Consider the following 23027-nt stretch of genomic DNA (forward strand, 5'->3'; position numbering starts at 1 on the left):
CGCCCTGGCCGGGGAGGCGCCGACGCCGTGTCGACGGTGTTTCAGCCCGCCGCCAGCACCACCGTGGTCGGCCCGGGCACACTCGCCGCAGCGCCTCCCGCCACCGCCTCCCCGGCGGCCGCCCGGGCGGCCGCCGCCTCGCCGGCGGCCAGGCCCTCGGCCACCGTGCCGTCGACCGCCGGCCCGTCCGCCGAGGCGGCCAGCCGGCGGTGTTCCTGCGGGGTCAGCCCCCGCACCCGCTTGAACGCGGTGCTGAGCGCGAACGCGTCGCCGTAGCCGACCCGCCGGGCCACCGCCGCGACGGTCAGCCCCGGATCGCGCAGCAGGTCGGCCGCCACCGCCAGCCGCCAGTTCGCCAGGTAGGCCATCGGCGGCTCGCCGACCAGCGTGCTGAACCGCCGGGCCAGCCCCGCCCGGGAGACCCCGACCTCGGCGGCGAGCGCCGCCACCGTCCACGGCCGGGCCGGATCGTCGTGCAGCAGCCGCAGCGCCGGGCCGACCACGTCGTCGGTCTGGGCCCGCAGCCAGCCGGGCGCATCGGCGTCCGGGGCGGCCAGCCAGCCCCGCAGCACACCGACCACCAGCAGGTCCAACAGCCGGTCCAGCACCAGTTCCTGGCCGGGCTCGGCCCGGGTGACCTCGGTGGCGAGCAGCCGGACCAGGGTGTCCTCGGTGGTGTCGGCCCCGGCCGGCCGCACCAGCAGGGTCGGCAGGTGGGCCAGCAGCCGGCGGCCGATCTCGTGCTCGGCCAGGTAGGTGCCGGTCAGCATCACCGACGGGCGTTCGTCTCCGGGCCGGGTCTCGCCCCAGGTCCGCACCCCGAGGGCCATCGAAGTGGCGACGCTGACGCCGTCCTTGGAGCAGATCTGCCCCGGGCCGATGACGATCTCCGGCTCCGTCCGCAGGTCGTCGGCGAGGGTGTAGGCGTCGGGTCCGCGCAGCAGCGCCAGGTCCCCCGGCCGCACCAGCACCGGCTGTCCGCCGTCGGGCAGGATCCACGCGTCGCCGTCCAGCATGGTGATCAGCGACAGCGGCGCGCGGTCCTCGATCCGCAGCGCCCACGGCGTGCTGAGGACGGAACGGAGCACGAACGCGCCCCGGGCCTTGGGGCCGTCGAGCAGCCCGGTCAGGGTGTCCATGGCCGACAAGCCTACGAACCGCCGGCCCGGGCGATCAACGACGGGCGCGGGCGGGGGCCGCCGCACGGCGGGGGCGGGTCAGGCCGCGGGCGTCGCCCCGGCCAGCCGGAGGATCTCGGCGGCGACGGCGGCCGGGTCGGGTGCGACGGTGACGGCGGCGACGCCGTCCAGGCCCGGGTGGGCGCCGACCCGGACGCCGTGGCGCGCGTGGCGCAGCAGGTCGAGGTCGTTGATGTCGTTGCCGAAGGCGTCGTACCGGTCGATGCCCAGCGAGGCCAGGGCCTCCCACTTGGTGGTGGCACCGGGAGCGAAGTCGATGATCGACTCGTCGAGGTGGTGGTTGACGGTCATCCCGAGCACGCGGCCCGCCTCGGCGAGGGCGGCCGGGTCGGTGGCGTCGACGACGAGGAACTTCACGACGGCGGGGAGGTCGGCGAGGTCCACCCGGCGGGCGAGGCGGCCCTGGTCGACGCGGCCGAGGATCGGGTGGCCGGCCGGCCCGGTGTAGGCGTAGTCCCAGGGGCCGTCGGCGAGGTAGCCCGCCCGGTACCGCTCGGCCTCGACCAGCAGCTTGCCGAGGTCACCGGCGTCGAACGCGGCCCGCGCCCGGACCCGGCCGTCGACGGACACCAGGCTGCCGTTGCCGCCGATCAGCGTGGCCGCCGGGAAGGCGCCGTCCAGGACGGGCAGGAGGTCGCGGACCGGCCGGGCGGAGGCGAAGACCAGCCGGTGGCCGGCGCGTTCGCAGGCGGCGAGGGCCGCGAGGATCCGGCCGTCGATCGTCCTTCCGTCGAAGCAGAGCGTGCCGTCGATGTCGAAGACCGTGGTGCGGGCGCTGGAAATGATCATCGGGTGATCGTATCGAGCCCGTCAGACCCGTCAGGCCCAGCGGTGGCGGCGGTGGTGGCGGTGGCGGTTCCGGCGGCGGTTCCGGTGGACGTGGGCGGGCGCCCGGGGTGGTCGGGCCGGCGGCCCCGGGATCCGCGGGTGACGCGCGGATCCCGGGCCGCGCGGCGACCGCCGGGTGCGGCGGAGTGGTTCAGACGTTCCAGACGCCGGTCGCCGCGGCGGCGCGGGCGTAGTCGGCGAAGTCCCGCGGCTCCCGGCCGAGCGCCCGCCGGACGCCGTCCGCCAGATGGGCGTTGCGGCCGTCCAGGACCATCGTGAACAGGTCGGCGAACTCCCCCGGCAGGCCGACCGTCTCCAGCACCGCGCGGTACTCCTCGACGGTGACCGGGGTGAAGCGGATCCGCCGCCCGGTCGCCGCGGACAGCTCGGCGGCGACGTCCGCGAAGGAGAGCAGCCGCGGGCCGGTCAGCTCGTAGACCTCGCCGTGGTGGCCGTCCTCGGTGAGCGCCGCCACGGCGACGTCCGCGATGTCGTCCGCGTCGACGAACGGCTCGACGGCGATGCCGGTCGGCAGCGCCAACTCGCCGGAGAGCACCGGCTCCAGGAAGAAGCTCTCGGAGAAGTTCTGCGAGAACCAGGCGCAGCGGACCACGGTCCAGCCGGTGCCGGCCGCGGCGACCGCGGCCTCGGCGGCCTGCGCGGCCTCCTCGCCACGGCCGGACAGCAGCACCAGGTGCTCGACGCCGGCCTTGGCGGCGCGGTGGGCGAAGGCCTCGACGGTCCCGACGGCGCCGGGCAGGGCGAGGTCGGGGTAGTAGGCGAGGTAGGCGGCGGTGACGCCGTCGAGGGCGGCGTCCCAGGTGGAGTCGTCGGCCCAGTCGAACGGGACCGGCGCGGTGCGCGAGCCGATCCGGGCGGTGCGGCCGAGCGCGGTGAGGCGCTCGGCCACGCGCCGGCCGGTCTTGCCGGTCCCGCCGGTGACCAGGACGGTCCGAGCGGCGGCCGCGGTGGTGGAGGTGCTGGACTGCTGGACGCTGGTGGTGTTCTCGGTCATGGGCATCAGTCAACTCCGCGCGCCGGCGCCCGGACATGGTCGTCGCGCTCAGCCGCATGTGCGCGCGTCCACGGCCGCGGGGCCCGGGCCGGAGCCGAGGCGGAGGAGAGGCCGGGGCGGGTCCTACCGCCGGGCGGTCGCGCCGGACGGGCGGGTGGCGGTGACCACGGTGGCCTCCAGGTCGTCGTCGTGCGCGAGCGCGGCGGTCAGGCCGGCGGCGGTGGCCACTCCGAGGGCGGCGCCGGCCTGCTGGTCGCTGGTCTCGAAGAGCAGGGCGCCGCCCGGGGCCAGCCAGTGCGGGGCGTCGGCGGCCACCCGGCGCAGCACGTCGAGGCCGTCGGCCCCGCCGTCCAGCGCCGGACGGGCCTCGTGCAGCCGGGCCTCGGCCGGCAGCAGCGCGAGGTCGGCGGTCGGCACGTACGGGACGTTGGCGATCAGCACGTCCACCCGGCCGCGCAGGGCGGCCGGCAGGGCGGCGAAGAGGTCGCCCTCGGACACCTCGGCGCCGGTCGCGGCGAGGTTGCGGCGGGCGCAGCGGACGGCGGCCGGATCCAGGTCGGAGGCGTACAGCCGGACGCGGTGCCCGGCGGTGGCGGCGAGTGCCGCGCCGAGGGCGCCGGTGCCGCAGCACAGGTCGACCACCAGCGCGTCCGCGCGGACCAGCGCGGAGGCGCGGCGGGCCAGGAACTCGCTGCGCCGCCGGGGCACGAAGACGCCGGGGTCGACGGCGATCCGCAGGCCGGCGAACTCGGCCCAGCCGGCGACGTGTTCGAGCGGGCGGCCGGCGGCGCGGTCGCGGACCATGGCGGCGAGTTCGGCGGGCGTCGTGGCGGCGGAGAGCAGGATGCGCGCCTCGTCCTCGGCGAAGACGCAACCGGCGGCGCGCAGCCGGGAGGTGACGGCGGAGCGGAGGGAGGCGGACGGGTGGACAGGCAAGGGAACCCCTCGGAGCACAGGTGGGAGGACGTCGTCCGACCCGGGGCTCCCGCGCAAGCGTCACCGGACGGCGGACGGTCCCGCGCGCTCCGGACGCCCACCGGCGCTACGGCCTGGCGTGGTCCTGCACGAGGGTGTCGCGGTCGCGGCCGGGGAGCACCCGTTCCGGCACAGCGGTCATGGGTTCTCACCTCCCCGTTTCTACGCGTACTGCTGCGGCGCCCGTCACCCTACCGCACCCGCCACGCGGCCGCGCCCCGCCGGACCACCGGAAAGGCTTCGCCCCGCCCTCCCGTGCGGGAGGGCGGGGCGGCGCCCGGTGCCGGGCGTCAGCCGGCGGTGGGGGCGGCGGCCTGCGGCTGGACGGCGCAGGCCTCGGTGACGTGCCGGCCGGCGAAGGCGAGCAGGGTGCCGAGGACGTGACGGCAGACGGCCGCCTCCTTCTCGTTGCGCGGTCCCTGGGCGGCGGCCGGCTGGGCGGCGGTGAGCGGAACGGCGAGCAGTACGGCGGCGAGCAGCAGCGCGGAGCCGATCGCGCGAGCTGCGGATCCGGTGAATGTCATGACGGCTGACCCCTTGTCAGGTGGGGGGATCGGACCAGCCACTGACTACCGCACGCACCGCCCCGCCGGCCGGACGCTGCGCCGTCGGTGAGCGTGTCCCCGTGCGCCCCCACGGGCGTCCCCGCGCCGGTCCCCGCGCGGGCCCCGGCGCGGTCCCGGCGCGGTCCCGGCCCCGGGTGGCTCAGTCCGGCGGGCAGGACGCCCCGGGCGAGGCCAGCACCCGCGCCGCGCAGCGGTGCCCGCGCGCGGCGGCCTCCCGCAGCCCGGGCTCCCCCAGCCCGGTGCCGGTCAGCCGGCCGTCCAGGAAGGCGGCGAGGAAGCCGGCCGCGAAGGCGTCGCCCGCGCCGGTGAGGTCGCGGACCTCGCCGACCGGCGGCACCGGCACGGTGAACGGCCGCTCCCCCGGCACGTCGACGGTGGTGGCCTCGGCGCCCGACTTGGTGACCACCGTGGTCGCCGCGAGCCGGGCCCGTTCCGGCCCGGGGCGCCCGTCGGTGAGCAGCCCCAGGTAGGCGGCCTCCGCGCGGTTGGCGAACAGCAGGGTGGGCGCGAGCCCGGTGGCGAGCGCGAGGAAGCGCTCGCGGCCGAAGCCCTCCAGCATGCCGGTCGAGGAGGCGTCCAGCGAGGTGGTGCCGCCGCCGGCGCGCACCCGGCGCAGGGCGTCGACGGCCGCCGTGCCGACCGGCTCCCCGTCGAAGGAGTAGGCGGGCACGTGCAGATGGGTGAGTCCGTCCAGCCACGGGTCCGGAACGCTCTCCAGCAGGGTGGCCGCGCCCCGGTCGGGGAGCATGGTGCGCTCGCCCGCCTCGTCGATGAGGACGACGATGCTGCCGGTCGTGCCGCGCCGCGCGACCCGGACGTCCACGCCGTGGCCCGCCAGTTCGGCGGTCAGGCCGTGCCCGGCCGGGTCGTCGCCGACGCAGCCGAGGAACCGGGTGGGGCACTGGCCGGCCGCGAAGGCGGCGACGTTCGCGGCGCTGCCGCCGCGCTGCCGGAAGACCCGGGCGGCGGAGTCGGTGCCGTGCCGCAGCGGGCCCGCCACCCAGACGACGATGTCCTCGACGAGGTCGCCGAGCACGCCGAGCACCGGTCAGCCCTCGCTTCGGGCGGCGGCCAGCGCGGTGGCGATCTCGCCGCCCAGCCGGACGTTGCCCCGGTAGACCTCGACGTTCACCTCCAGGCTGCGGCCCTCGGTGTCGCGCTGGATGAAGTCGAGCAGGAACGGCGTGGAGGCGTTGCCGGTGATGCCCTGCCGCTCGGCCTCGGCCCAGGCGCGGGTGAGCAGCGCGTCCAGCTCCTGCGGCGGGAGCTGCTTGGCCGGGTCGACCGGGTTGGCGATCAGCACGGCCTGCGGCAGCTCCAGGCCGTCGCGCGCCTCGATCACCCGGGCCGCCTGCTCGGGGGTGTCGACCTGGTAGCCGACGGTGTGGCCGGAATCGGTGACGTAGAAGCCGGGGTAGTGACGGGTGCGGTAGCCGATGACCGGGATGTTGAGGGTCTCGAAGCGCTCCAGGGTGGCCCGGATGTCGAGGATCGACTTCACGCCGGCGCTGATCACGGTGACCGGGGTGGCCGCCAGGGTGGTGAGGTCCGCGGACTCGTCGAAGCTCTCGGAGGCGCCGAAGTGCACGCCGCCGAGGCCGCCGGTGGAGAAGACCCGGATACCGGCGCGGTGCGCGAGGAAGGCGGTGGCGGCGACGGTGGTGCCGCCGTGGCGGCCGAGCGCGGCGACCACCGGCAGGTCGCGGAGGCTGGCCTTGTCGAGGTCGCCGGCCTCGGACAGCTCCTTGATCTGACCGGCCGACAGGCCCACCGTGGGCACGCCCGCGAAGACGCCGATGGTGGCCGGGACGACGCCGGTGGACCGCAGCCGCTCCTCCGCCTCCAGCGCGACCTCCAGGTTGCGCGGCCGGGGCAGCCCGTGGGTGAAGATCGTCGACTCCAGGGCGACGACGGGCGCGCCGGCGGCGACGGCCTCGGCGACTTCCTCGGAGATGCGGATGGGCAGTCCGGTCATGGCGGTGTGCTCCCTGTGAGGCTGCCACCACGGTGTGGCAGCGGTGGCTTCAGCGTAGGGAGGGCTCGGATCGGGATCCAGAATGAATACCGGCCCTTCTCATAGACTCCGGCCTATGAGTCTCACCCTGCGCCAGCTGGAGGTCTTCCTCACGGTGGCGGACACCCTGCACTTCGGCCGGGCCGCCGAGCGGCTGCACATCTCGCAGCCGACGGTCAGCCAGGAGGTGGCCCGGCTGGAGCGGACCGTCGGGGTGGAGCTGTTCGACCGCAGCCGGCGGGCGGTGCGGCTGACCCCGGCCGGGGAGGTGATGGCCGCCGAGTCCGCCGGCCTGCTGGCCCGGGCCGACGCGCTGCTCGCCCGGGTGCGGCTGCACGAGGAGACCAGGCTCGGCACGGCGCGGATCGTCGCCTCCCCCACCGTGGTCAACCGGCTGCTGCCGGCCGTGGTCAGCCGTGCCGAACGGGAGCTGCCGGACCTGCTGCTGTCCGAACTGTCCGTGGACACCGGGCGGGTCTCCCCGACGCTGGCCGCCGAGCTCGCCGACCTCGGCCTCGGCCGGTTCCTCGACGACGTGCCCGGCTACCGGCGGGAGCGGATCGCCGACGAGCCGGTGCGGGTCGCGCTCAGCCGCGACCACCCGCTGGCCGGGCGCGGCGCCGTGCGGCTGGACGAACTCGGCGACCTGCCACTGCTGTTGTGGCCGCGCGAGCAGAGCCCGCGCTACTACGACCACGTGCTGGCGCTGTGCGCCGAGCGCGGGGTCGAGCCGCCGGTGCTGGTCGGCCCGGCCCGGATCGTCGGCTCCCGGCTCTACCTGCTGGCGCAGAGCCGGGCGTTCTCGCTGGTGCCCGCCTCGATGACCGGCCACCTCACCGGGGACGTGGTCACCGTGCGGCTGGCCGGGCGGGCCACCCTGCCGCTGGAGCTGCAGTGGCGCCTGGACGACCGCCGCCCCGCGCTCGCGGCGCTGCGCGAGCTGGTGCGCGAGGAGGCGGCCGCCCTGGAGGCACTCTGACGGCCGTTCCCGGGCCCGCCCCGGGAACGGACGTCGGAGCGGACGTCGGAGCAGGCGTCGGAGCGGACCTCAGAACCGGAGCGACCAGCTGTTGACCGTGCCGGGGAAGTAGCCGCCGACGTCGGTCACCCGCAGCCGCCAGACTCCGGCCGCGGTGTGCGCGGAGGCATCCACCCCGTAGACGGCGGTGATGTCCGTCCGGGCCTCGCCGAGGTCCGTGCCGTGCAGCAGGAACACCGCCCCGTCCGGGGCAACGAGTTCGACCTTCAGGTCGCCGGACCACCAGTAGGAGATGTCCACGGCGACGTCGAGATCGCGCGGCGCCCTGCCGGGGACACCGGTGACGGTGACGGGCGACTCCACCGTGCCGACCCCGTCGAACGGCACCGGGGACGCAGCGGCGAACCGCGGGCCGGGCGGGCGGTTCGGCACCGTGCCGGTGTACAGCAGCCGGTCCGGGGAGCCCGCGCCGAGGTCGCGCAGCGAGCCGGTGGTCGCCGCCGAGGTCAGCGCCGCGGCCACCTGCGCGGGGGTGGCGGCGGGGTGCGAGGCCAGGTACAGCGCGGCGGCGCCGGCCGCGTGCGGGGCGGCCATCGAGGTGCCCGACATGTCGATGCCGATGCCCTCGTAGTCGACCACGTGCCACACCGAGGTGATGTCCACGCCCGGCGCGTAGAGGTCCACCAGGGAACCGTAGTTGGAGAACGAGGCCTGGGCGTCGTCGCGGTCGGTCGCGCCGACGGTGATCGCGCTCGGCACCCGGGCCGGGGAGTGCCCGCTCGCGTCGATGCCCTGGTTGCCGGCGGCGACCGTGTAGGTCAGGCCCGCGGCGATCGAGCCCGCGACCGCCGCGTCGGTCACCGGGTCCGGCTCACTGCCCAGGCTCATGTTGACCACGGCCGGGCGGACGGCGTGCCGGGTGACCCAGTCGATGCCCGCGACCACCTGCTCCGTGGTGCCCTCGCCCTCGTCGTTCAGCACCCGCACCGCGACGATCTTCGCGGCCTTGGCGACGCCGAAGGACGCGCTGGCCACCGTCCCCGCGACGTGCGTGCCGTGGCCGTGACCGTCGTCCGCCACGGTGTCGCCGTCGATCGCGTCGTAGCCGTACGAGGCCCGCCCGCCGAACTCCTCCGAGGTGATCCGCACGCCGGTGTCCACGATGTACGCCGTCACCCCGGCGCCGCCCGCGTCCGGGGAGGAGTAGCGGTCGTCGTAGGGGAAGCGGCGCTGGTCGATCCGGTCCAGGCCCCAGGAGTTCGGCGAGTTCTGCACGCCGTCGGCACGCACCCGGCGGTTCTGCGAGACGATCGCCACCGACGGGTCGGCGGCCAGCCGGCGGGCCTGGCGCACGGTGAGGTCGGCGGAGAAGCCGCGCAGCGCGGCGTCGTAGCTGCGGCGCACCGTGCCGCCGTAGGCGCGGGCCAGCGACGCCGCGCCGTCCGCGACCGAACCCGCCTTCGCCGCGCCGGGTTCGAGCACCACCAGGTAGCTTCCGGGGACGGCGGCCGGCGAGCCCTCGCCCTGCACCACCCCCTCCGGGACCGCCGCCGAGGCGGGGAGCACCCCGCCGGCGCCGATCGTCAGGACCGCGGCCGTGCCGAGTACCGCGCAGATCCTGCGCAGGCGTTGCCCTGGAGCCATCATCCGGCCCCCCTCCGGTGTCGACGTACCGACGAGCCTGACGGATCGTCACATCGATCGCAACCATGGGCCGTTGTGCTTCGCCGACGACCGGTCCCCGGCCCGGGCGGACCGGTGGCACGCGGCGCTCCGGGACTGACACCGCGCCGGGCGGTGCGCTATCTTCCGTACGGAATCGTCCTGTTGGGGCGGGATTGCCGACCGGGGTGGGGGCAGGCACCATGCACAGCGCGCACGGCGTCACCGGACCGGACAGGGGGCCGGGCAGACCCGCCGGCGCCCCGCCCGTCCCCTTCCCGCGCGGTCCGTTCAGCGGGCTCGACGCGGCCGACCTGCGGGAACTCGGGCGGCTCGGCACCCGGCGGGTCTACGCGCCGGGTGAGGCCCTGATGATCGAGGGCGAGCCGGGCGACCGGGCCGCGCTGCTGCTGACCGGCTGCGTCAAGGTGGTCGCCGCCACCGAGGACGGCGGCGAGGCCCTGCTCGCCGTCCGACTGCCAGGTGAACTCCTGGGCGAGCTGGCCGTGCTGGACGGCGAGCCGCGCTCGGCCAGCGTCCTCGCGGTGCGCACCAGCACCACCCGGGAGATCGGTGCGGCGGCCTTCCTCGACTTCCTCGCCGACCGGCCCGCCGCCGCCCTCGCCGTCCAGCGCTCGGTCACCCGCAAGCTGCGCTCGGCCACCCGCCACCGGGTCGACGCCGGCCACGGCACCGGCCTCGCCCGGCTCGCCCGTACCCTGCACACCCTGCTCGGCACCTACGGCACCCCCGGCGAGGACGGCCTGCGGATCGACATCCCGCTCAGCCACGCCGACCTGGCCGCGCTCGCCCGGCTCTCCCCCGCCAGCGTCGAACGCTCGCTGCGCACCCTGCGGGACCAGGGCGCCGTGCGCACCAGCTACCGCGAACTCGTCGTCCGCGACCGGGCCCTGCTGGCCGAGGCGGCCGGCGTCGCGCTCCCGCCCCCGCACCGGCCGGACGGCGGTGGCCGGGCGTGAGCGGCGCGGTGGCCCCGCGGCTGCGCCGGATCTGCCTGGTCGTCGACATCGAGGCGTACAGCGGCCGGCCCTACCGGGTGCAGCAGAAGGTGCAGGAGCGGCTGGACCGCGCGCTGGACCACGCCTGCGCCCGGGCCGGGGTCGACCGGACGCGCTGCGAGGCCCAGGACCGGGGCGACGGCCAGCTGCTCCTGCTGCCGCCCGACGCCGACGAGGCGAAGGCGCTGCCGGGCCTGGTCCTCGGCCTGCGCGACGCGCTGCACACGCTCAACCGGGCGCCGGGCACCGCCGGACGGCTGCGGGTGCGGGCCGCCCTCGCCCAGGGCGGGGTGCAGCGGGCGGCGCTGGGCTTCGTGGCGCGTTCGGTGGAGACGGCCTGCCGGCTGCTCGACTGCCAGCAGGCGCGGGCCGCACTCAAGGCCGCACCGGACACCGACCTCGCGGTGGTGGTCGCCGACGACCTGTTCGCCGACGGCTTCGCGACGGGCGGGGGCGGCGTGCCGGTGGAGGAGTTCACCAGGATCACCGTGGCCCTCCCGGCCAAACGCTTCGAGGCGCGCGCCTGGATCGGCACCCCCCGCCCGGGTGCGCTGGTGGCCCTGCCGTCACCCGCCCCGTCCGGTTCCCGCCGCCGGGCGGCGGGTTCGGCGCTGCTGCGCGGCCTCGGCGACGCCCTGGCCGGCGCCGCCCTCGGCGCGACCCCGCCGCACCACGGCCACGACGACCCGCCGCAGCACCACGAGGGGCACCACGGGCACGGGCACGGGCACGGGCACCACGAGGAGCACCACGGGCACCACGAGGAGCACCACGGGGACCATCACGGGGAGCACGCCGAGCATCAGCCGGAGCACGGGACGGACCGAGCGGCGGACCAAGCGGCGGACGGAGGGCCGGACCACCACCACGACGACCAGTGGCCGCACCACGACGGCCACGACACCGACGCCTGGGCCGCCGACCCGCACCACCACGACCCGCACCACGAGGACACCGGCACCCCGTACGACGACCCGCACGCCCACGACGGGCACCTCCACGGTCACGACACCCACGACCCGTACGGCGCCGGCGCCGGGTACGACGGCTCCGGGTACGACGGCTCCGGGTACGACGGCTCCGGGTACGACGGCTCCGGGTACGACGGCTCGCCGGACCACGGGTGGCACGGCCCGCACCACTGAGGCCGCGGGTCAGTGGCCGCCCTTCGGCTCGGTGCAGCCGCCCTCCAGGTAGTACCCGTGGGCCTCGACGGTGACGGAGGCACCGATCCGCCCGGCGACGCAGGGGCCCGCGCCCGGGACGGTGAGCTCGAAGGAGACCTCGCTGCCGTAGGCCGAGATCTGCACGGCGGTGCGCGGGTAGCCCAGCGACTCCAGGATGCCGCGCACCGCGTCCTGGGTCGGCGGCGCCGTCGCGGTCCGCGCCTTGACGGCCTCGGAGATGCGCCGGCTGTGCGCCTCGCCCCGGCAGCGGTCCTCCGCACCGAGCAGCGCCATCTGCTTGTACATCGAGTTCTCGGCGTGCTTGGCCACCCAGGGATCGACCGGCTCGGCCGGGACGGCCGACGTGGCGCCCGGTCCGCCGGCCGGGGTGCTCGGCCGCGCCGACGCGCAGCCCAGCGCCGCCACCTGGGGGAAGAGCCGGTCGTGCTCGGCGACGCCCTTCCGCACCTGCTCGGCGGGGTCCGGCAGCGCGGCGGACGACGCGGCGGCGCCACCGGCCGCCGGCGTCCCGTCGGCACCGGTGCTCCGCACGCTTCCGCAGCCGGTCACCGCCACCACCACCGCCAGCACACCCACGGCCGCCGCCGTCGCCGGACGCCTCATCGGCCCACCCTCCCCGTTCCGTCCGCGCCCCGTCCGGACGCTTCGTACGGCACCCATCATGCCGGACGCCCCGGGACCGGGCCGATCCGGGGGCCTGACCGATCGTCAACCACCTTTTCCCCGAACCGCCATGGCGATGCGACGGCGTGTTCTCGGAGCCTTCTCCTCCCCTTGACGGTGGTGGTCCGCATCCAGCATGGTGTGGACCACTCCCTCGCACTGCTGCCCCCCATCGGCACTCCCCCCACCCGGAGCGACGGCATGCGTGCACCCCTCCACCCCCGACCCGGCCGCCGAGGAGCGCGCCGCGGTCTGTCCGTCGAACACCTCCGAGCCGACCGTCCACTTCCACGGCCGGTACGAGCAGGCGGCCCACGACGTGGGGCGGGTGTCCTTCATCGGCCCCGGCTTCGAACCGGGCCGTCCCCCACCTGCCGGCGCACGTACATCCCCTGACGGACGACCGCCCCCCACCTCGGAGACGACATGCGCTCACCCCGCCCCGGATCACGCCCCGGCCCCCGGCACGCCCGCGCCGCAAGCCCGCTCGGTGCCGCCCTCGGCGTCCTCCTGCTGGCCGGCACGGCCGCGCTCGCCGCGAACGGCGCCGCCACCGCCCAGCCCGCACCACTGGACTGGATCAAGAACGGCGACTTCCGCTACCCGCTCGCCCTGGGCTGGAACTGCCAGGGCGAGTTCGTCCAGAACGGCCAGACGGTCGAAGGCCGCCCCAGTGGAACGGACTACGCCGGCTGCACGCAGTCGGTCACGGTCGTACCCGGCACCCGCTACCAGTTCTCGGCGTACATGTCCGGCCCCTACACCTTCGTGACCATCTCCGGGACCGGAACCGGCACCGGCGAGGTGACGCTCTGGGACAGCGGGCCGGCCATGAAGTCACTGGCCACGACCCTCCAGATCGGCGACTCCCAGCAGGTGACCGTCACCTTCCACGGCTGGTACGGGCAGGCGCCGTACCAGGTCAGCCGCGTCCAGATGATCGGGCCGATGTACCCGAACGAGTGCGAGTTCCCCACCCCCACGCCCGGCGTGCCGGCGCCGACCTCCACCAAGCCCTGCATGCCCCGGCCGACCACGCCCCCGACCGGCCCGGGGGTCCCCACCCCCACGCCCACCGGGCTCTGACCGGCACCGCGGCCGCCCTCCCGCCGTCCTGACCCCCGGTGGAGGTCAGGACGGCGGGAGGGCGAAGTAGATCCCCTCGCACACCTCACGGGCGATCCGGGCGTAACGCCCGACGTCACGCAGCGGGCCGTCCTCCAGGCGGCGCCACTCCCGGGCCGCCCGCGCCGCCGCCCGGCGCAGGTCGGCGGGCGGGGTGCCGGCGGGCAGGCGCAGCCGGGCGGCGGGCGTGCGGCCGGTGGCGAGGGCGATCAGGGCGGCGGAGGTGTCCTCGTCGAGTTCGAGCCGCTGCCCGGCCACCGCGGCCAGGGCGCGGGCGAGTTCATGGCGGCGCAGTTCCGGGTGCCGGCGCAGTTCGCCGATCCGGGTGCGCGCCCACCGCAGGACATCGGCGGGCACGCCCTCGCCGGTGCCGAGGGCCGCCTCGACGGCGCCCAGCGCGGCGGCCGAGCGCAGCGCGTCGGCGGCGTCGACGAAGCGCACCCGCAGGTGCTCGACGACGGCGCCGATGCCGGAGGCCGCCCGGAACTCGGCGAGCAGGGCGGCGGCCCCGGCCGGGCGGCCCCCGGCGCGGGCCCGGCGGGCGGCCGTCAGGGCGGTGTCGATGCCGTAGACGCCGAGCAGGCCGAACAGCCGCTGCCGCTCGGGGCGGGTGAGCGGCGCGCCGTCCCAGTCGAGGAAGCGCCGGCCGGAGTAGAGGGCGCGGCGCAGGTCGGCGGCGGGGGCCTCGGCGAGCCGGCGGACCAGGGCCGCGTCCGGTTCGGTGAAGTCGTCGCCGAGGGCGGTCTGGGCGAGCAGGCCGACCACCGGGAGCACCGCGTCGACCAGTCCGGCGAGCCGGCCGGCGTTGGTCGCGGCGACCTGCCGGGCGCGCGGCCAGGGGTCGCCGTGGCCCTCGCCGAGCAGGTCGATCCGGCTGAGCACGCCGACGGCGTTGAGCGCGGTCATCCGGCCGTCGGCCTGGGCGCGCAGGGCGCCCAGGGCCTCGGCGTCACCCGCGCCGGGGTGCGGCATGACGTAGATCATCGCGTCGGCGCGGGCCAGGGCGTCGAGCGCCGGCCCGTCGAGGCCGCTGAGCGAGTCCAGGCCGGGGGTGTCGACGAGCACGCAGTCCCCGGCGGGCCGCAGCCCGGCGGCCTCGACGACGACCTCGGCGACCAGGTCGGCGCTGACCCCGAGGTCCCGGGGGTCGCGCGGCAGGCCGCCGGGCCGCCGGTGGACGCTGCCGTCCCGCAGCCGGACCTCCAGCCGGTTGAGCCGGCCGGGCCGGAACCAGGCGACCACGGTGGTGCACTCGGTGGCCGCCGAGGCGGCGAGCCGGCGGCCGAGCAGGGCGTTCACCAGGGTGGACTTGCCCGCGTTCATCCGGCCGCCGACGGCGATCCGCAGGGTGCGCCCGGCCAGCCGCTCCTGGACGGCGCGCACCGCGTCGGCCGGCGGGCCGGATGGCATCCGGCCCGCCAGCTCGGCGCAGAATCCGGCCACCACCGGGGCGAGTTCGGCGCCGGGCGGCGGGACGGTCACCGCGTCGCCGCCGGGGCGGTGGCGCCGGCCGGCGGGGCGGTGCCGCGCTGCTCGCGCTCCAGCAGTCTCGCCAGGCGCTGGGCGGGGCGGCGCAGCGCGGCCACCTCCTCCTTGCTCTCGCGCAGCTGTTCCTCCCAGTACTTGAGCCGCTTGGCCGCGCTCTCCACGCCCTTGAACCAGGAGACCAGGCTGTCGATCCCGTTGGCCTCCTTGCGCAGGTCCTTGACGAAGTCCTTCGCCGTCTCCAGGCTGTCCTGCGCCTGTCGCGCCCGGTGGTCGAGCAGGGTGGACAGGCACCACAGGACCGGCACGGCGACCCCGCGCGGCGAGCGGCCGCAGGAGAGCGCGACCGTCGTGCCGCGGACCCGTCCGCCGCCGGCGAGCAGTTCCTCCAGCGGGGCGGTGGCGGCCCGGGCCCGGGCCCAGCCGGCGGGGTCGGTGAGCAGGTCGGACTTGGTGTAGGCGAGGACGATCGGCAGCGGGGTGGACTGGTCGCCGACGGCGCGGTGCAGCAGCACGACGGTGCGCCGCACCTCGTCGTGGGAGTCGGGGTCGGTGGCGAGGCGGTGGGCGTCGGCGAAGACGACCACCGCGTCCGCGCCGGTGAGCCGCGCCAGCAGCTGGGCGGTCTCCGGGTCGTCGGCGGCCGAGCTGGTGAGCGCGCCGCCCCGGTAGTCCGTCCAGTGGAAGCCCATGACCTCCTTGCGGCCGTGCTCCAGTCCGGCTTGGAGGTCGGTGCTCCGGGAGGTCGGCGGAGGGTAGATCCCCTTGCCCAACTGCTTTCCGGTGGCGATGAGGTGTGCGGAGGCCGCGCGGTCGGCGGTGACCAGCCGGAAGCCCTTGCGGCCGGCGGCGAGGTGGGTGTACATCGCGGCGAGGTAGGTGCTCTTGCCGGCGCTGGAGTGGCCGAGGGCGACCACGCGCAGGTTGGTCAGGTCCATGCGGTCAGCTCCGCTCCGGGTCGGAGGCGGCAGGATCGGTGGGAGCGCCGGGAGCGCCGGGGGCGGCGGGGGTGGCACCGAGGGCGTGGGCGAGGGCGATCCCCTCGTCACGCAGGGCGGTGAGGGAGCCGATCCGGCGCCTGGCGCGGTCCCGGGCGGCGGCCAGGTCGGCCGCCTCGGTGGCGAGGTTCCGCCGGTGGTCGGCGAGTTGGCGCTCCAGCCGGAGCCGCTCGTCGGCGATCGCCTGGTCGAGCGCGAGGGCGAGCCGGTCGGTCAGCTCGTCGACGTGCGCGGTGATCTGGGCGGGGATCTCGGTGCTCAGCTCGGTGAGCACCCGGTTGAGGTGACGGGTGGCGTCGCCGCGCACCCGGCCGAGTTCGGCGCGCTGGCGACGGCGGCGGGTGAGCACGGCCAGCATCGCGTAGCTGGCCACGGCGGGCAGCAGCACGCTGCTGGTGACCAGGGCGACCACGGTGCCGAAGGTGGCGGCGGTGCCGACCGACGGGATGACGTTCTCGATCATGCCCAGGGCGCCGCCGTCGCGGTGCGTGGAGAGCACCATCTCCGGGAGGGCGACGCCGCGTTCGGCGCGGATGACGGCGCCGTCGTCCACCACGGCGAGCTCCGCGCCGCCGCGCCCGGCGTCCGTCCGCCCGGCGTCCGTCCGGCCGGTGTCCAGGACCGTGGCGCACTCGCGCCGGACCCGCTCCTCCAGGACGGCCAGGCCGCGTCGGGCGGCGTTGTCCAGCTGCAGCCAGACCGCCTCCACCTGGGCCTCCAGCTCGGCCGGGAACTCCTCGGCCAGCGCGGCCGGTTCGGAGGTGGCGATCTTCGCCTCGGCCTGCTGGCGGACGTCGTTGAGGCTGCGCCGGAAGCCGAGCTGGAGGGTGTTCTTGAGATCGCGGGCGCCGGCCGTCAGGGCACGCCGCCACTGGGCGCTGTCCGGCTGGAGCAGGCGCAGCGCCTCCTCGGCGCGCTCGACCTCGGCGGCCAGGGTCGGGTCCTGCTGGAGCGAGCGCAGGCCCAGTTCCTGGTCGGCCAGCGGGGCGGCGAGCGCGGCAAGGGCGACGTGCACCACGTTGGCCAGGCGCAGCTCGGCGCCACGGGCGGCGATCCGGCGGCGCAGCAGGGCGTCCAGCGGCTCGAATCCGCTCTCGTCCAACAGTTCTGCGGCGTCCTGGAGCCGGCCGGCGTCGGCGGCGTCGGCGGCGTCCCGGCGGGCCCGGTTGCTGACCGGGAACCAGGGGGCCCCGGTGTGCCGGGGTGCGTGGCGGGCGAGCAGTTCGCGGTTGCGTTCGAGAACGGCGGGCCAGGCGTCGTGGCTGTCGGTCTTGGTGAGCACGAACACCGTCTCGGCGGTGCGCTCGGTCGCACGGGCGAGGAAGTCCAGCTCGGAGCGGGTGAGTTCGCTGGAGCCGTCGACGACGAAGACCAGCGCGTCGGCGTTCTCCAGGGCGGCCAGGGCGAGTTGGGCGTGGCCGCTGACCAGGCCGCCGACGCCGGGGGTGTCGACGAGTTCCAGGCCGGCGGCGAGCAGCGGGACGGGCAGTTCGACCTCGACGTGGTGGACGTCGAGGCGGTGCGGGCGGCCGGTGACCGGGTCGACGGCGGCGTACTCGGCGATCCGCTCCAGCGGGATCGGCTCCGGGTGCGGCGCGGTGTCGGGGGTGCCGGCGGTGCCACGGGCGACGGTGCCGGGCAGCAGGAAGGCCTCGGCGCGCGGGCGCTCGCCGTGCCGGACGACGACGTGCACGCCGGTGGCGACGTCGGCGTCGACCGGGAGGAGGTCCCAGACGCCGACCAGGCTGTTGATGGTGGAGCTCTTGCCGCGCTTCTTCTCGCCGACGACGACCAGGGAGGCGGCGCCGCCGGCGGCCCGGGCGGCCTCCGTGCGCACGCGCCGGGCGCCGCCGGCGGCACCGGCCGACCGGTCGTCGCCGGGGGCCTCGGCGGCGGCGGTGCGGGCGGCGCGTTCGAGGAGGCCGGCGGTGCGGGCCGCGAAGTCGAGGACGCGGGCGTGGGAGGGGGCTTCGGGGCGGGGCGGGGTCATGAGGGTTCTCCCGTGGCGGGGTCGGTCCGGGCGCCCGGGTCGCCGGAGGGGCTCTTCGGCGGGGCGGGGGCGGTCGTCGGCGCGGCGGGCGCGGCGGGACCGGTCGGCGGGGCGGGCGGCGGCGGTTCGGGGTCGTCGTCGAACTCGCCGAACATGCCGGACAGGTCGGCCTGGCGCGGGTCGACTGCCCGGGTCCGCCAGCGCGGCGGCTCGTCCGCGGACGGCCGGGGCGGGCCGGCCACGGGCGGCGGGGCGGAGCCGGGCACGGCGGATCCTGGCGCGGCGGATCCAGGCGCGGCGGATCCAGGCGCGGCGGGGTGGAAGGGTTCCGGTGCGGGCGGCGCCGGGCGCTCCGGGCGCCGCGGCCCGGGCAACGGCTCGCCCAGGCCGTCGTACGGGTCGCGGCCGGGCCGGGGCTCGTCCCCCGACCGCTTCCCGGGGGCCGGCCGGTCGGTCTCCGCCCGGCCCCAGCGCTTCGGTGCGGCCTCCGGACGCCCGGGTTCGCTCCGCCCGGGTTGGCTCCGTCCGGCTTCGCTGCGCCCGGGTTCGCTGCGCCCGGTCTCCTGCTGCTCGGGTTCCTCCGACCAGAAGGCGTCGGCCATGGCCTTCCCGATTCTGCGTGCGGCCCTCCCCCATCCGGACGGTCCGGGTCGCGGACCGGGCCTCGGCCCCGGCGTCGCACCGGGACCGGATTCGGCCGCGGGCGCGGGACCGGACCGCGGGGGACCGGACCGCGTGGGTACGGGCGGCGGCGGTACGGGACGGGGCGGCGGCGGGGGCGGTGGGGGCCGCAGCAGCTCGTAGCCGTGGCAGTCCGCGCTGGTCAGATGGGTGAGCCGGTCCGCGTCGGCGTCCGCGCGGCGGCGCCAGCCGGTGACCAGCACGCACCGGCCCGGCCCGGCCGCGGCGGCCGCCCAGAGTCCGGGCGCGTCCGCCTCGGGCAGCAGGTGGCACCCGGCCGGAAGGGCGGGCCGCCATGCCGCCGGCTGCGGCGCCGCCCCGGCCGCGAGCGGTGCCCGCTCCGGCCACGGCGCGGCGACCGCCCGGGTGGTCCGCGGCTCGGCCTCCTCCCGCCCCACCGCCTCCCAGGTCTGCGCGATCCACTCGGCGTAGACCGGTCCGGCCCAGTCGGCCAGGTGGCCGGCCAGCTCGGCGAGCGCGGGGACCCGCCCGCCGCTGCCGGCCGACGCGGGCCGGTACCAGCCCACGAAGCCGTACAGCGGACGGCCGAACCGGTCCTGCACCATCACCCGGCTGATCAGGTCCAGCTCGCAGGCGGCGCCGACCAGGACCCCTCGGTCGTCACGGTGCAGCAGGAAGCGCGGGCCGTGCTCCAGCCGGCTCCCGCCGGCCACGGCGGCGCGCACGGCGTCCCCCACCGGTCCCTGCCGGTCGACCCCGGCGGGCAGCGCCCGCCACCACTGGTCGACCCGCAGGGTGCGGCCGTAGACCACCGCCGACCAGCCGTCGGCGTTCCCGGGCCCGGGCCCGTCGGTCGTGCTCCTCGTCATGGCGTCCGCCCCTCAGTCCGTGAGCAGCCGGCCGTCGCGGAAGATCGCGACCCCCCGCAGCTCCTCGTCCAGCTCCCGGCAGCGCTCCTGGGCGCGCTGCAGGTCGGCCGAGGTCGCCGAGCTGCTGGCGAGCAGCCGGTCGATCTCCTGCCGGGCGCTGTTCTTCTGCGCCCCCTTGAACAGCCCGCCGAACAACCCCTGGCTGAGCGCGGCCAGTTCGCCGCGCGAGGCGTCGAGGCTGCCGGCGAGCCTGGACATCTCCTGCCGGTTCCGCACGATGCCCTCGCTGAGGTAGTGGCGGAGGCTGAAGATGATCGGCAGGTGGAGGTTCTTCGGGGCGATCCGGCTGGCGTCCACGGTGGCCTGGGCCGCCGCGCCGAAGTTGCCGAGCTGGACGGCGCAGAGCGCCACCGTGACGCCCTCGGCGTCGTCGCCGCCGAGGACCGGGACCAGCTTGGCGAAGTTCCGGCCGGCCGTCTGGAGCGCCTCGGCGGGCCGCATGCCGGTGCGCTCCGCCAGCAGGTCCGCCTTGGTGAGCAGGACGGTGACGCCGGGGACCGGGTCACCGTCCGCCAGGCGCGCGCTGAACACCCGGGAGATCGCGCGGCTGAACCGGGAGATCTCCATCGGGTCGTCGTCCCGGTCGAGGTTGCCGGGCGCGCCGTGCTTGATCCACTCGGCCACGTGCTCGGAGTCCAGCGCCAGGATGATGCTGTCGGACCGCATCAGCCGGTCCTCCAGCAGCGCGACGTCCTCGGCGGCGCCGCGCCGGTCCAGGGCGGCGTTGCCGCGGAAGTCCACGCAGTCGATGGTCATGAGGTCGCGCATGCCCCGGCGGAACACGAACTCGTAGGAGATCGGCCGGTCCGAGGTGGCCTTGGGCATCGTGCCGGTACGGCGCAGCCGGGCCCAGTCCTCGGCGAGGTCGAGGTCGAGGTCGGGGTCGGTCGTGTAGAGGTAGTAGCCCTGCACGCCCATGGAGAGCCGGTTGTACATGCCGTGCAGGTAGGCCGTCTTGCCCGAGCCGCTGGCTCCGAGCAGGGTGAGGGTGAGGGTGGGGACCGTCATCGTGCGGTGTCCTTCGTCTCGTAAGGTCGGTCGTCGGTGACGTCGTTGCCCGGTGGCACTGCCGCGTGGCAACGCCGGTGCGGGGCAACGCCGGTGCGTGGTGGCGCTGTTCGTCGGCGGTGGTCGGGAGGGATCGGGGCGCTCAGAACGCGAGGACGTCCTCCAGCAGTTCGCCCAGCCGGTCGGCCGGTGCCACCAGCGGTTCCAGGCGCGCCAGTTCGGCGGCGGCCCGGGCGCGGTCGCGGTCGCGGATGGAGGCCCAGGACGGTTCGTCCTCCCACCAGCTGCTGAGCCGGTCCCACAGGGTGTCGCGCTGGTCGGCGAAGCGGGCGGAGGCCATCAGGCTGTCGATCGAGGCGGACAGCTCCATCGCGCGGCCGATGATCCCGAACCGGAGCGTCCAGAGCACCGGCAGCGCCACGCCCTCCGGCTCCGGCCCGCAGACCAGCGGGATGAACGCCCCCTGGATGTGCCGGGTCTCCTGGACGGCCTCGATCAGCGGCATGAACGGTCCGACGAAGCGCTCCTCCGCGTCGGGCGCGCCGAGGTCGACGAGGTCGGTCTTGGTGAGGGCGATCACCAGCGGGGTCACGCTCTCCTCCCGGTCGGCGACGGCCTGGTGGACGCGGACGACGAGCCGGCGGACGTCCTCCGCGGCCTCGGGGTCGGTGTCCAGGCGCAGGGCGTCGACGAAGAGCACGATGCCGTCGGCGGCGACCAGGTCGTCGTGCAGACGGGCGGCCTGCGGGCTGGAGCGGCGGTGTTCGGTGAGTGCGCCGCCGCGGTGGTCGGTCCAGCGGAACGGGAAGATCTCGTCGCCGTCGTGGCAGAGCACGAACTCGTAGCGGTGCGGCCGGTCGCTGGCCCTCGGGTAGCGACCGCGCAGGATGGCGCGGGCGTCGGCCAGCAGCGAGCGGTGGGCGTCGCGGTCGGCGGTGCGCAGGGTCATGCCCTCGACGCCGTCGCACATGGCGGCGTACATCAGGGAGAGGTAGCTGGTCTTCCCGGCCGCGCTGTGGCCGAGCATCACGATGTCCATGCGGTTCCTCGCGGTTCTCGCGGGTCCTCGGGCGGGTGGTGCGCTTTCGGGCAGGGCAGGGCAGGGCGGGGCACGGCGCGGCTCGACGACGGCGGCGGCGTGACGGTGACGGCGTGACGGTGACGGCGTGACGGTGACGGGGTGACGGGGTGACGGGTCGGGGACGAGGCAGGAGCGCCGGCGGCTCAGAACCAGAGCTCGGGATCGACCTCGTCCGGGTAGTGGGTGACGCTCCAGCGGCGGGCGGCCGGCTCCTCGGCGCCCGCCCCGTCGGAGCCGGCGTCGGTGTCGGAACCGCCCTGGGCGGGCGGCGCGGGCGGGTCGGTGAGCGCGCCGAGGGCCACGGCGGCCTTGGGATCGGCGGCCAGGTCGGGCATCCGGCCCAGCCAGGCGGCGACCAGGTCGGCGACCGGCGGCGTCAGGCTGGCGGCCCCGCTGAGCACCACGGCCCCCAGCCCGTCCGGGGTCAGCCCGGCGCGGGTGACGGTCCGCTCCAGCAGCCCCACCGAGGCGGTGAGCGCGGGGGTGACGGCCGCCCGGTACTCACCGCCCTGGACCACGAAGGGATCCGGGTAGCCGGGCACCGCGAGGTACACGGTGCCGGTCTGCGACAGGGATTCCTTCGCCAGGGTCACCTCGCGTGCGAGCTGGGCCCGTTGGTGAGCGGCGGCGGGCGCCGGGTCGGACCAGAGCCGCTGCCACGGCTCGGGGTCGAGGTCCAGCGCACGGTCGCGGAGCAGTTCGAACAGGGCCTGGTCGAGGTCACGACCTCCGAAGTCGGGGTCGCCGGCCACCGCGACGGCCCGGAAGCCGTCCGCCTCCCGGCGGAGCACGGCGATGTCCACGGTGCCGCCACCGAGGTCGTAGACGGCGATCGGCGCGCCGCCGTCCGCCGGGGCGGCGTCGGCCGCGTGGAAGCGGGCGGCCGCCACCGGTTCCGGCAGCAGTTCCGGCGCGTCCAGTCCGGCCCGTCGGGCGGCCTCGACCAGCCGGTCGAGGTCCCCCGGCGACCAGTCGGCGGGGTGGGTGAGCACGGTGCGCGCCGGCTCCGTGCCGCCGCGCCGCGCCCGGGCCTCGCGCGCCGCCCGGGCCAGCACGGCGGCGGCGAGGTCGACGGTGGCCACCTCGCGGTCGTCCAGCAGCACGGCCGGCTGCCGCAGCAGCGCCCGTTTGGGGTGCTGCTCGGCGCGTTCCGGGCGCTGGGCGGCGAGCTGGACGGCGGCCCGCCCGGTGAGCAGCCGGCCGTCGTCGTCCAGGCAGACCAGGGACGGCAGACAGCGGCTGTTCTCGATCTCGACGGCCGTCACCGCCCCGGGCCCCGCCGCCCCCGGTTCCGCCGCACCGGCCTGCTCGACGCGCACGGCCGCGGTGGTGAAGCAGGTACCGAAGTCGATCGCCAACGACCAGTCAGACACGTTTCCTCACAAGGGAGTTGCGGCGTCACGGGGCGCACGGGCGGGCACCGGAAGCCGGAACTCCGGCGCCCCCGCGCAGGATGGTAGGGCCCCGGGGGCAACGGTGGAGAAACTCAGCACATCTTGTAACAATGGCATGGCCATTGCCGGTCGCGTGCCCTCCGCAGCCGCCCCTCGGGCGGCGCCCCGCTCCCCCGGACCGGGGCGCCGCGACCAGTCTCGGCCCGGCGCCCGGCCGAAACACCGTCAGGTGACCGAATCCGCGCGCCTTCCCGGCGGCTCCCCGCCG

The 23027-nt window shown here is 76.6% G+C and carries 20 protein-coding genes; 4 read left to right on the top strand and 16 right to left on the bottom strand.

The window, feature by feature from the left end:
- Window positions 1-41 precede the first annotated feature (41 nt).
- From ACFVVL_RS12085 to ACFVVL_RS12115, 7 genes are all read right to left on the bottom strand, one after another.
- Window positions 42-1139, bottom strand: coding sequence for an AraC family transcriptional regulator (locus ACFVVL_RS12085; RefSeq protein WP_387673772.1), 1098 nt, complete (start codon window positions 1137-1139; stop codon window positions 42-44).
- 78 nt (window positions 1140-1217) lie between these two features.
- Window positions 1218-1988: an HAD hydrolase family protein gene (locus ACFVVL_RS12090; RefSeq protein WP_387673775.1), complete on the bottom strand. Its 771-nt coding sequence runs from the start codon at window positions 1986-1988 to the stop codon at window positions 1218-1220.
- Window positions 1989-2178: 190 nt separating this feature from the next.
- A complete protein-coding gene (locus ACFVVL_RS12095) occupies window positions 2179-3042 on the bottom strand; it encodes an NmrA family transcriptional regulator (protein WP_387673777.1) in 864 nt (287 codons plus the stop codon).
- Window positions 3043-3165: 123 nt separating this feature from the next.
- Complete coding sequence (locus tag ACFVVL_RS12100) at window positions 3166-3978, bottom strand: putative protein N(5)-glutamine methyltransferase (protein WP_387673779.1); 813 nt, start codon at window positions 3976-3978, stop codon at window positions 3166-3168.
- A 329-nt stretch (window positions 3979-4307) separates the two neighbouring features.
- A complete protein-coding gene (locus ACFVVL_RS12105) occupies window positions 4308-4541 on the bottom strand; it encodes a hypothetical protein (protein WP_387673782.1) in 234 nt (77 codons plus the stop codon).
- A 181-nt stretch (window positions 4542-4722) separates the two neighbouring features.
- A complete protein-coding gene (locus ACFVVL_RS12110; protein WP_387673785.1) occupies window positions 4723-5628 on the bottom strand; it encodes a carbohydrate kinase family protein in 906 nt (301 codons plus the stop codon).
- 3 nt (window positions 5629-5631) lie between these two features.
- Entirely contained in the window at window positions 5632-6558 is a 927-nt protein-coding gene (locus tag ACFVVL_RS12115; protein ID WP_387673788.1) for a pseudouridine-5'-phosphate glycosidase, read from the bottom strand.
- 115 nt (window positions 6559-6673) lie between these two features.
- Between ACFVVL_RS12115 and ACFVVL_RS12120 the strand changes: the two genes are divergently transcribed.
- Window positions 6674-7576, top strand: a complete 903-nt coding sequence (locus ACFVVL_RS12120; RefSeq protein WP_387673791.1) for a LysR family transcriptional regulator — start codon at window positions 6674-6676, stop codon at window positions 7574-7576.
- A 69-nt stretch (window positions 7577-7645) separates the two neighbouring features.
- Here the strand turns inward: ACFVVL_RS12120 and ACFVVL_RS12125 are convergent, their stop codons facing one another.
- The gene (locus ACFVVL_RS12125) at window positions 7646-9223 is read right to left on the bottom strand and encodes a S8 family serine peptidase (RefSeq protein WP_387673794.1); all 1578 of its coding nucleotides are present in this window, start codon (window positions 9221-9223) and stop codon (window positions 7646-7648) included.
- A gap of 218 nt (window positions 9224-9441) precedes the next feature.
- Here ACFVVL_RS12125 and ACFVVL_RS12130 point away from each other — a divergent pair, with 218 nt between their 5' ends.
- Window positions 9442-10218: a Crp/Fnr family transcriptional regulator gene (locus ACFVVL_RS12130; RefSeq protein WP_380296989.1), complete on the top strand. Its 777-nt coding sequence runs from the start codon at window positions 9442-9444 to the stop codon at window positions 10216-10218.
- The gene (locus tag ACFVVL_RS12135; RefSeq protein WP_387673797.1) at window positions 10215-11402 is read left to right on the top strand and encodes a hypothetical protein; all 1188 of its coding nucleotides are present in this window, start codon (window positions 10215-10217) and stop codon (window positions 11400-11402) included. The genes ACFVVL_RS12130 and ACFVVL_RS12135 overlap by 4 nt, the downstream gene beginning before the upstream one ends.
- Window positions 11403-11411: 9 nt before the next feature.
- Here the strand turns inward: ACFVVL_RS12135 and ACFVVL_RS12140 are convergent, their stop codons facing one another.
- Complete coding sequence (locus ACFVVL_RS12140; RefSeq protein WP_387673800.1) at window positions 11412-12047, bottom strand: hypothetical protein; 636 nt, start codon at window positions 12045-12047, stop codon at window positions 11412-11414.
- Window positions 12048-12533: 486 nt separating this feature from the next.
- On the opposite strand from ACFVVL_RS12140, the gene ACFVVL_RS12145 reads away from it, so the two are divergent.
- Window positions 12534-13193, top strand: a complete 660-nt coding sequence (locus ACFVVL_RS12145) for a hypothetical protein (RefSeq protein WP_387673802.1) — start codon at window positions 12534-12536, stop codon at window positions 13191-13193.
- 45 nt (window positions 13194-13238) lie between these two features.
- Here ACFVVL_RS12145 and ACFVVL_RS12150 read toward each other — a convergent pair whose 3' ends face one another.
- From ACFVVL_RS12150 to ACFVVL_RS12180, 7 genes are all read right to left on the bottom strand, one after another.
- Complete coding sequence (locus tag ACFVVL_RS12150) at window positions 13239-14714, bottom strand: GTPase (RefSeq protein WP_387673804.1); 1476 nt, start codon at window positions 14712-14714, stop codon at window positions 13239-13241.
- Window positions 14711-15655 (bottom strand): hypothetical protein, encoded by a 945-nt coding sequence (locus ACFVVL_RS12155; RefSeq protein WP_387673806.1) that lies wholly within the window; start codon window positions 15653-15655, stop codon window positions 14711-14713. The genes ACFVVL_RS12150 and ACFVVL_RS12155 overlap by 4 nt, the downstream gene beginning before the upstream one ends.
- A gap of 4 nt (window positions 15656-15659) precedes the next feature.
- Window positions 15660-17705, bottom strand: coding sequence for a dynamin family protein (locus ACFVVL_RS12160; protein WP_387673808.1), 2046 nt, complete (start codon window positions 17703-17705; stop codon window positions 15660-15662).
- The gene (locus ACFVVL_RS12165; RefSeq protein WP_387673810.1) at window positions 17702-19216 is read right to left on the bottom strand and encodes a hypothetical protein; all 1515 of its coding nucleotides are present in this window, start codon (window positions 19214-19216) and stop codon (window positions 17702-17704) included. The genes ACFVVL_RS12160 and ACFVVL_RS12165 overlap by 4 nt, the downstream gene beginning before the upstream one ends.
- A gap of 12 nt (window positions 19217-19228) precedes the next feature.
- The gene (locus ACFVVL_RS12170) at window positions 19229-20284 is read right to left on the bottom strand and encodes a hypothetical protein (protein WP_380298109.1); all 1056 of its coding nucleotides are present in this window, start codon (window positions 20282-20284) and stop codon (window positions 19229-19231) included.
- Window positions 20285-20426: 142 nt separating this feature from the next.
- Entirely contained in the window at window positions 20427-21323 is an 897-nt protein-coding gene (locus tag ACFVVL_RS12175; protein ID WP_387673813.1) for a hypothetical protein, read from the bottom strand.
- A gap of 185 nt (window positions 21324-21508) precedes the next feature.
- Window positions 21509-22738 (bottom strand): Hsp70 family protein, encoded by a 1230-nt coding sequence (locus ACFVVL_RS12180; RefSeq protein WP_387673816.1) that lies wholly within the window; start codon window positions 22736-22738, stop codon window positions 21509-21511.
- Between the last annotated feature and the right edge of the window lie 289 nt (window positions 22739-23027).

The sequence above is a fragment of the Kitasatospora sp. NPDC058115 genome (assembly GCF_042884635.1).
Lineage (GTDB): Bacteria > Actinomycetota > Actinomycetes > Streptomycetales > Streptomycetaceae > Kitasatospora.

What these genes read in the sequence shown, in the direction of transcription:
- ACFVVL_RS12165 (WP_387673810.1), bottom strand. Translation starts at nt 19,216, where the DNA reads ATGACGAGGAGCACGACCGACGGGCCCGGGCCCGGGAACGCCGACGGC.
- ACFVVL_RS12105 (WP_387673782.1), bottom strand. Translation starts at nt 4,541, where the DNA reads ATGACATTCACCGGATCCGCAGCTCGCGCGATCGGCTCCGCGCTGCTG.
- ACFVVL_RS12160 (WP_387673808.1), bottom strand. Translation starts at nt 17,705, where the DNA reads ATGACCCCGCCCCGCCCCGAAGCCCCCTCCCACGCCCGCGTCCTCGAC.
- ACFVVL_RS12095 (WP_387673777.1), bottom strand. Translation starts at nt 3,042, where the DNA reads ATGACCGAGAACACCACCAGCGTCCAGCAGTCCAGCACCTCCACCACC.
- ACFVVL_RS12115 (WP_387673788.1), bottom strand. Translation starts at nt 6,558, where the DNA reads ATGACCGGACTGCCCATCCGCATCTCCGAGGAAGTCGCCGAGGCCGTC.
- ACFVVL_RS12090 (WP_387673775.1), bottom strand. Translation starts at nt 1,988, where the DNA reads ATGATCATTTCCAGCGCCCGCACCACGGTCTTCGACATCGACGGCACG.
- ACFVVL_RS12130 (WP_380296989.1), top strand. Translation starts at nt 9,442, where the DNA reads ATGCACAGCGCGCACGGCGTCACCGGACCGGACAGGGGGCCGGGCAGA.
- ACFVVL_RS12125 (WP_387673794.1), bottom strand. Translation starts at nt 9,223, where the DNA reads ATGATGGCTCCAGGGCAACGCCTGCGCAGGATCTGCGCGGTACTCGGC.
- ACFVVL_RS12120 (WP_387673791.1), top strand. Translation starts at nt 6,674, where the DNA reads ATGAGTCTCACCCTGCGCCAGCTGGAGGTCTTCCTCACGGTGGCGGAC.
- ACFVVL_RS12175 (WP_387673813.1), bottom strand. Translation starts at nt 21,323, where the DNA reads ATGGACATCGTGATGCTCGGCCACAGCGCGGCCGGGAAGACCAGCTAC.
- ACFVVL_RS12155 (WP_387673806.1), bottom strand. Translation starts at nt 15,655, where the DNA reads ATGGACCTGACCAACCTGCGCGTGGTCGCCCTCGGCCACTCCAGCGCC.
- ACFVVL_RS12140 (WP_387673800.1), bottom strand. Translation starts at nt 12,047, where the DNA reads ATGAGGCGTCCGGCGACGGCGGCGGCCGTGGGTGTGCTGGCGGTGGTG.
- ACFVVL_RS12170 (WP_380298109.1), bottom strand. Translation starts at nt 20,284, where the DNA reads ATGACGGTCCCCACCCTCACCCTCACCCTGCTCGGAGCCAGCGGCTCG.
- ACFVVL_RS12085 (WP_387673772.1), bottom strand. Translation starts at nt 1,139, where the DNA reads ATGGACACCCTGACCGGGCTGCTCGACGGCCCCAAGGCCCGGGGCGCG.
- ACFVVL_RS12145 (WP_387673802.1), top strand. Translation starts at nt 12,534, where the DNA reads ATGCGCTCACCCCGCCCCGGATCACGCCCCGGCCCCCGGCACGCCCGC.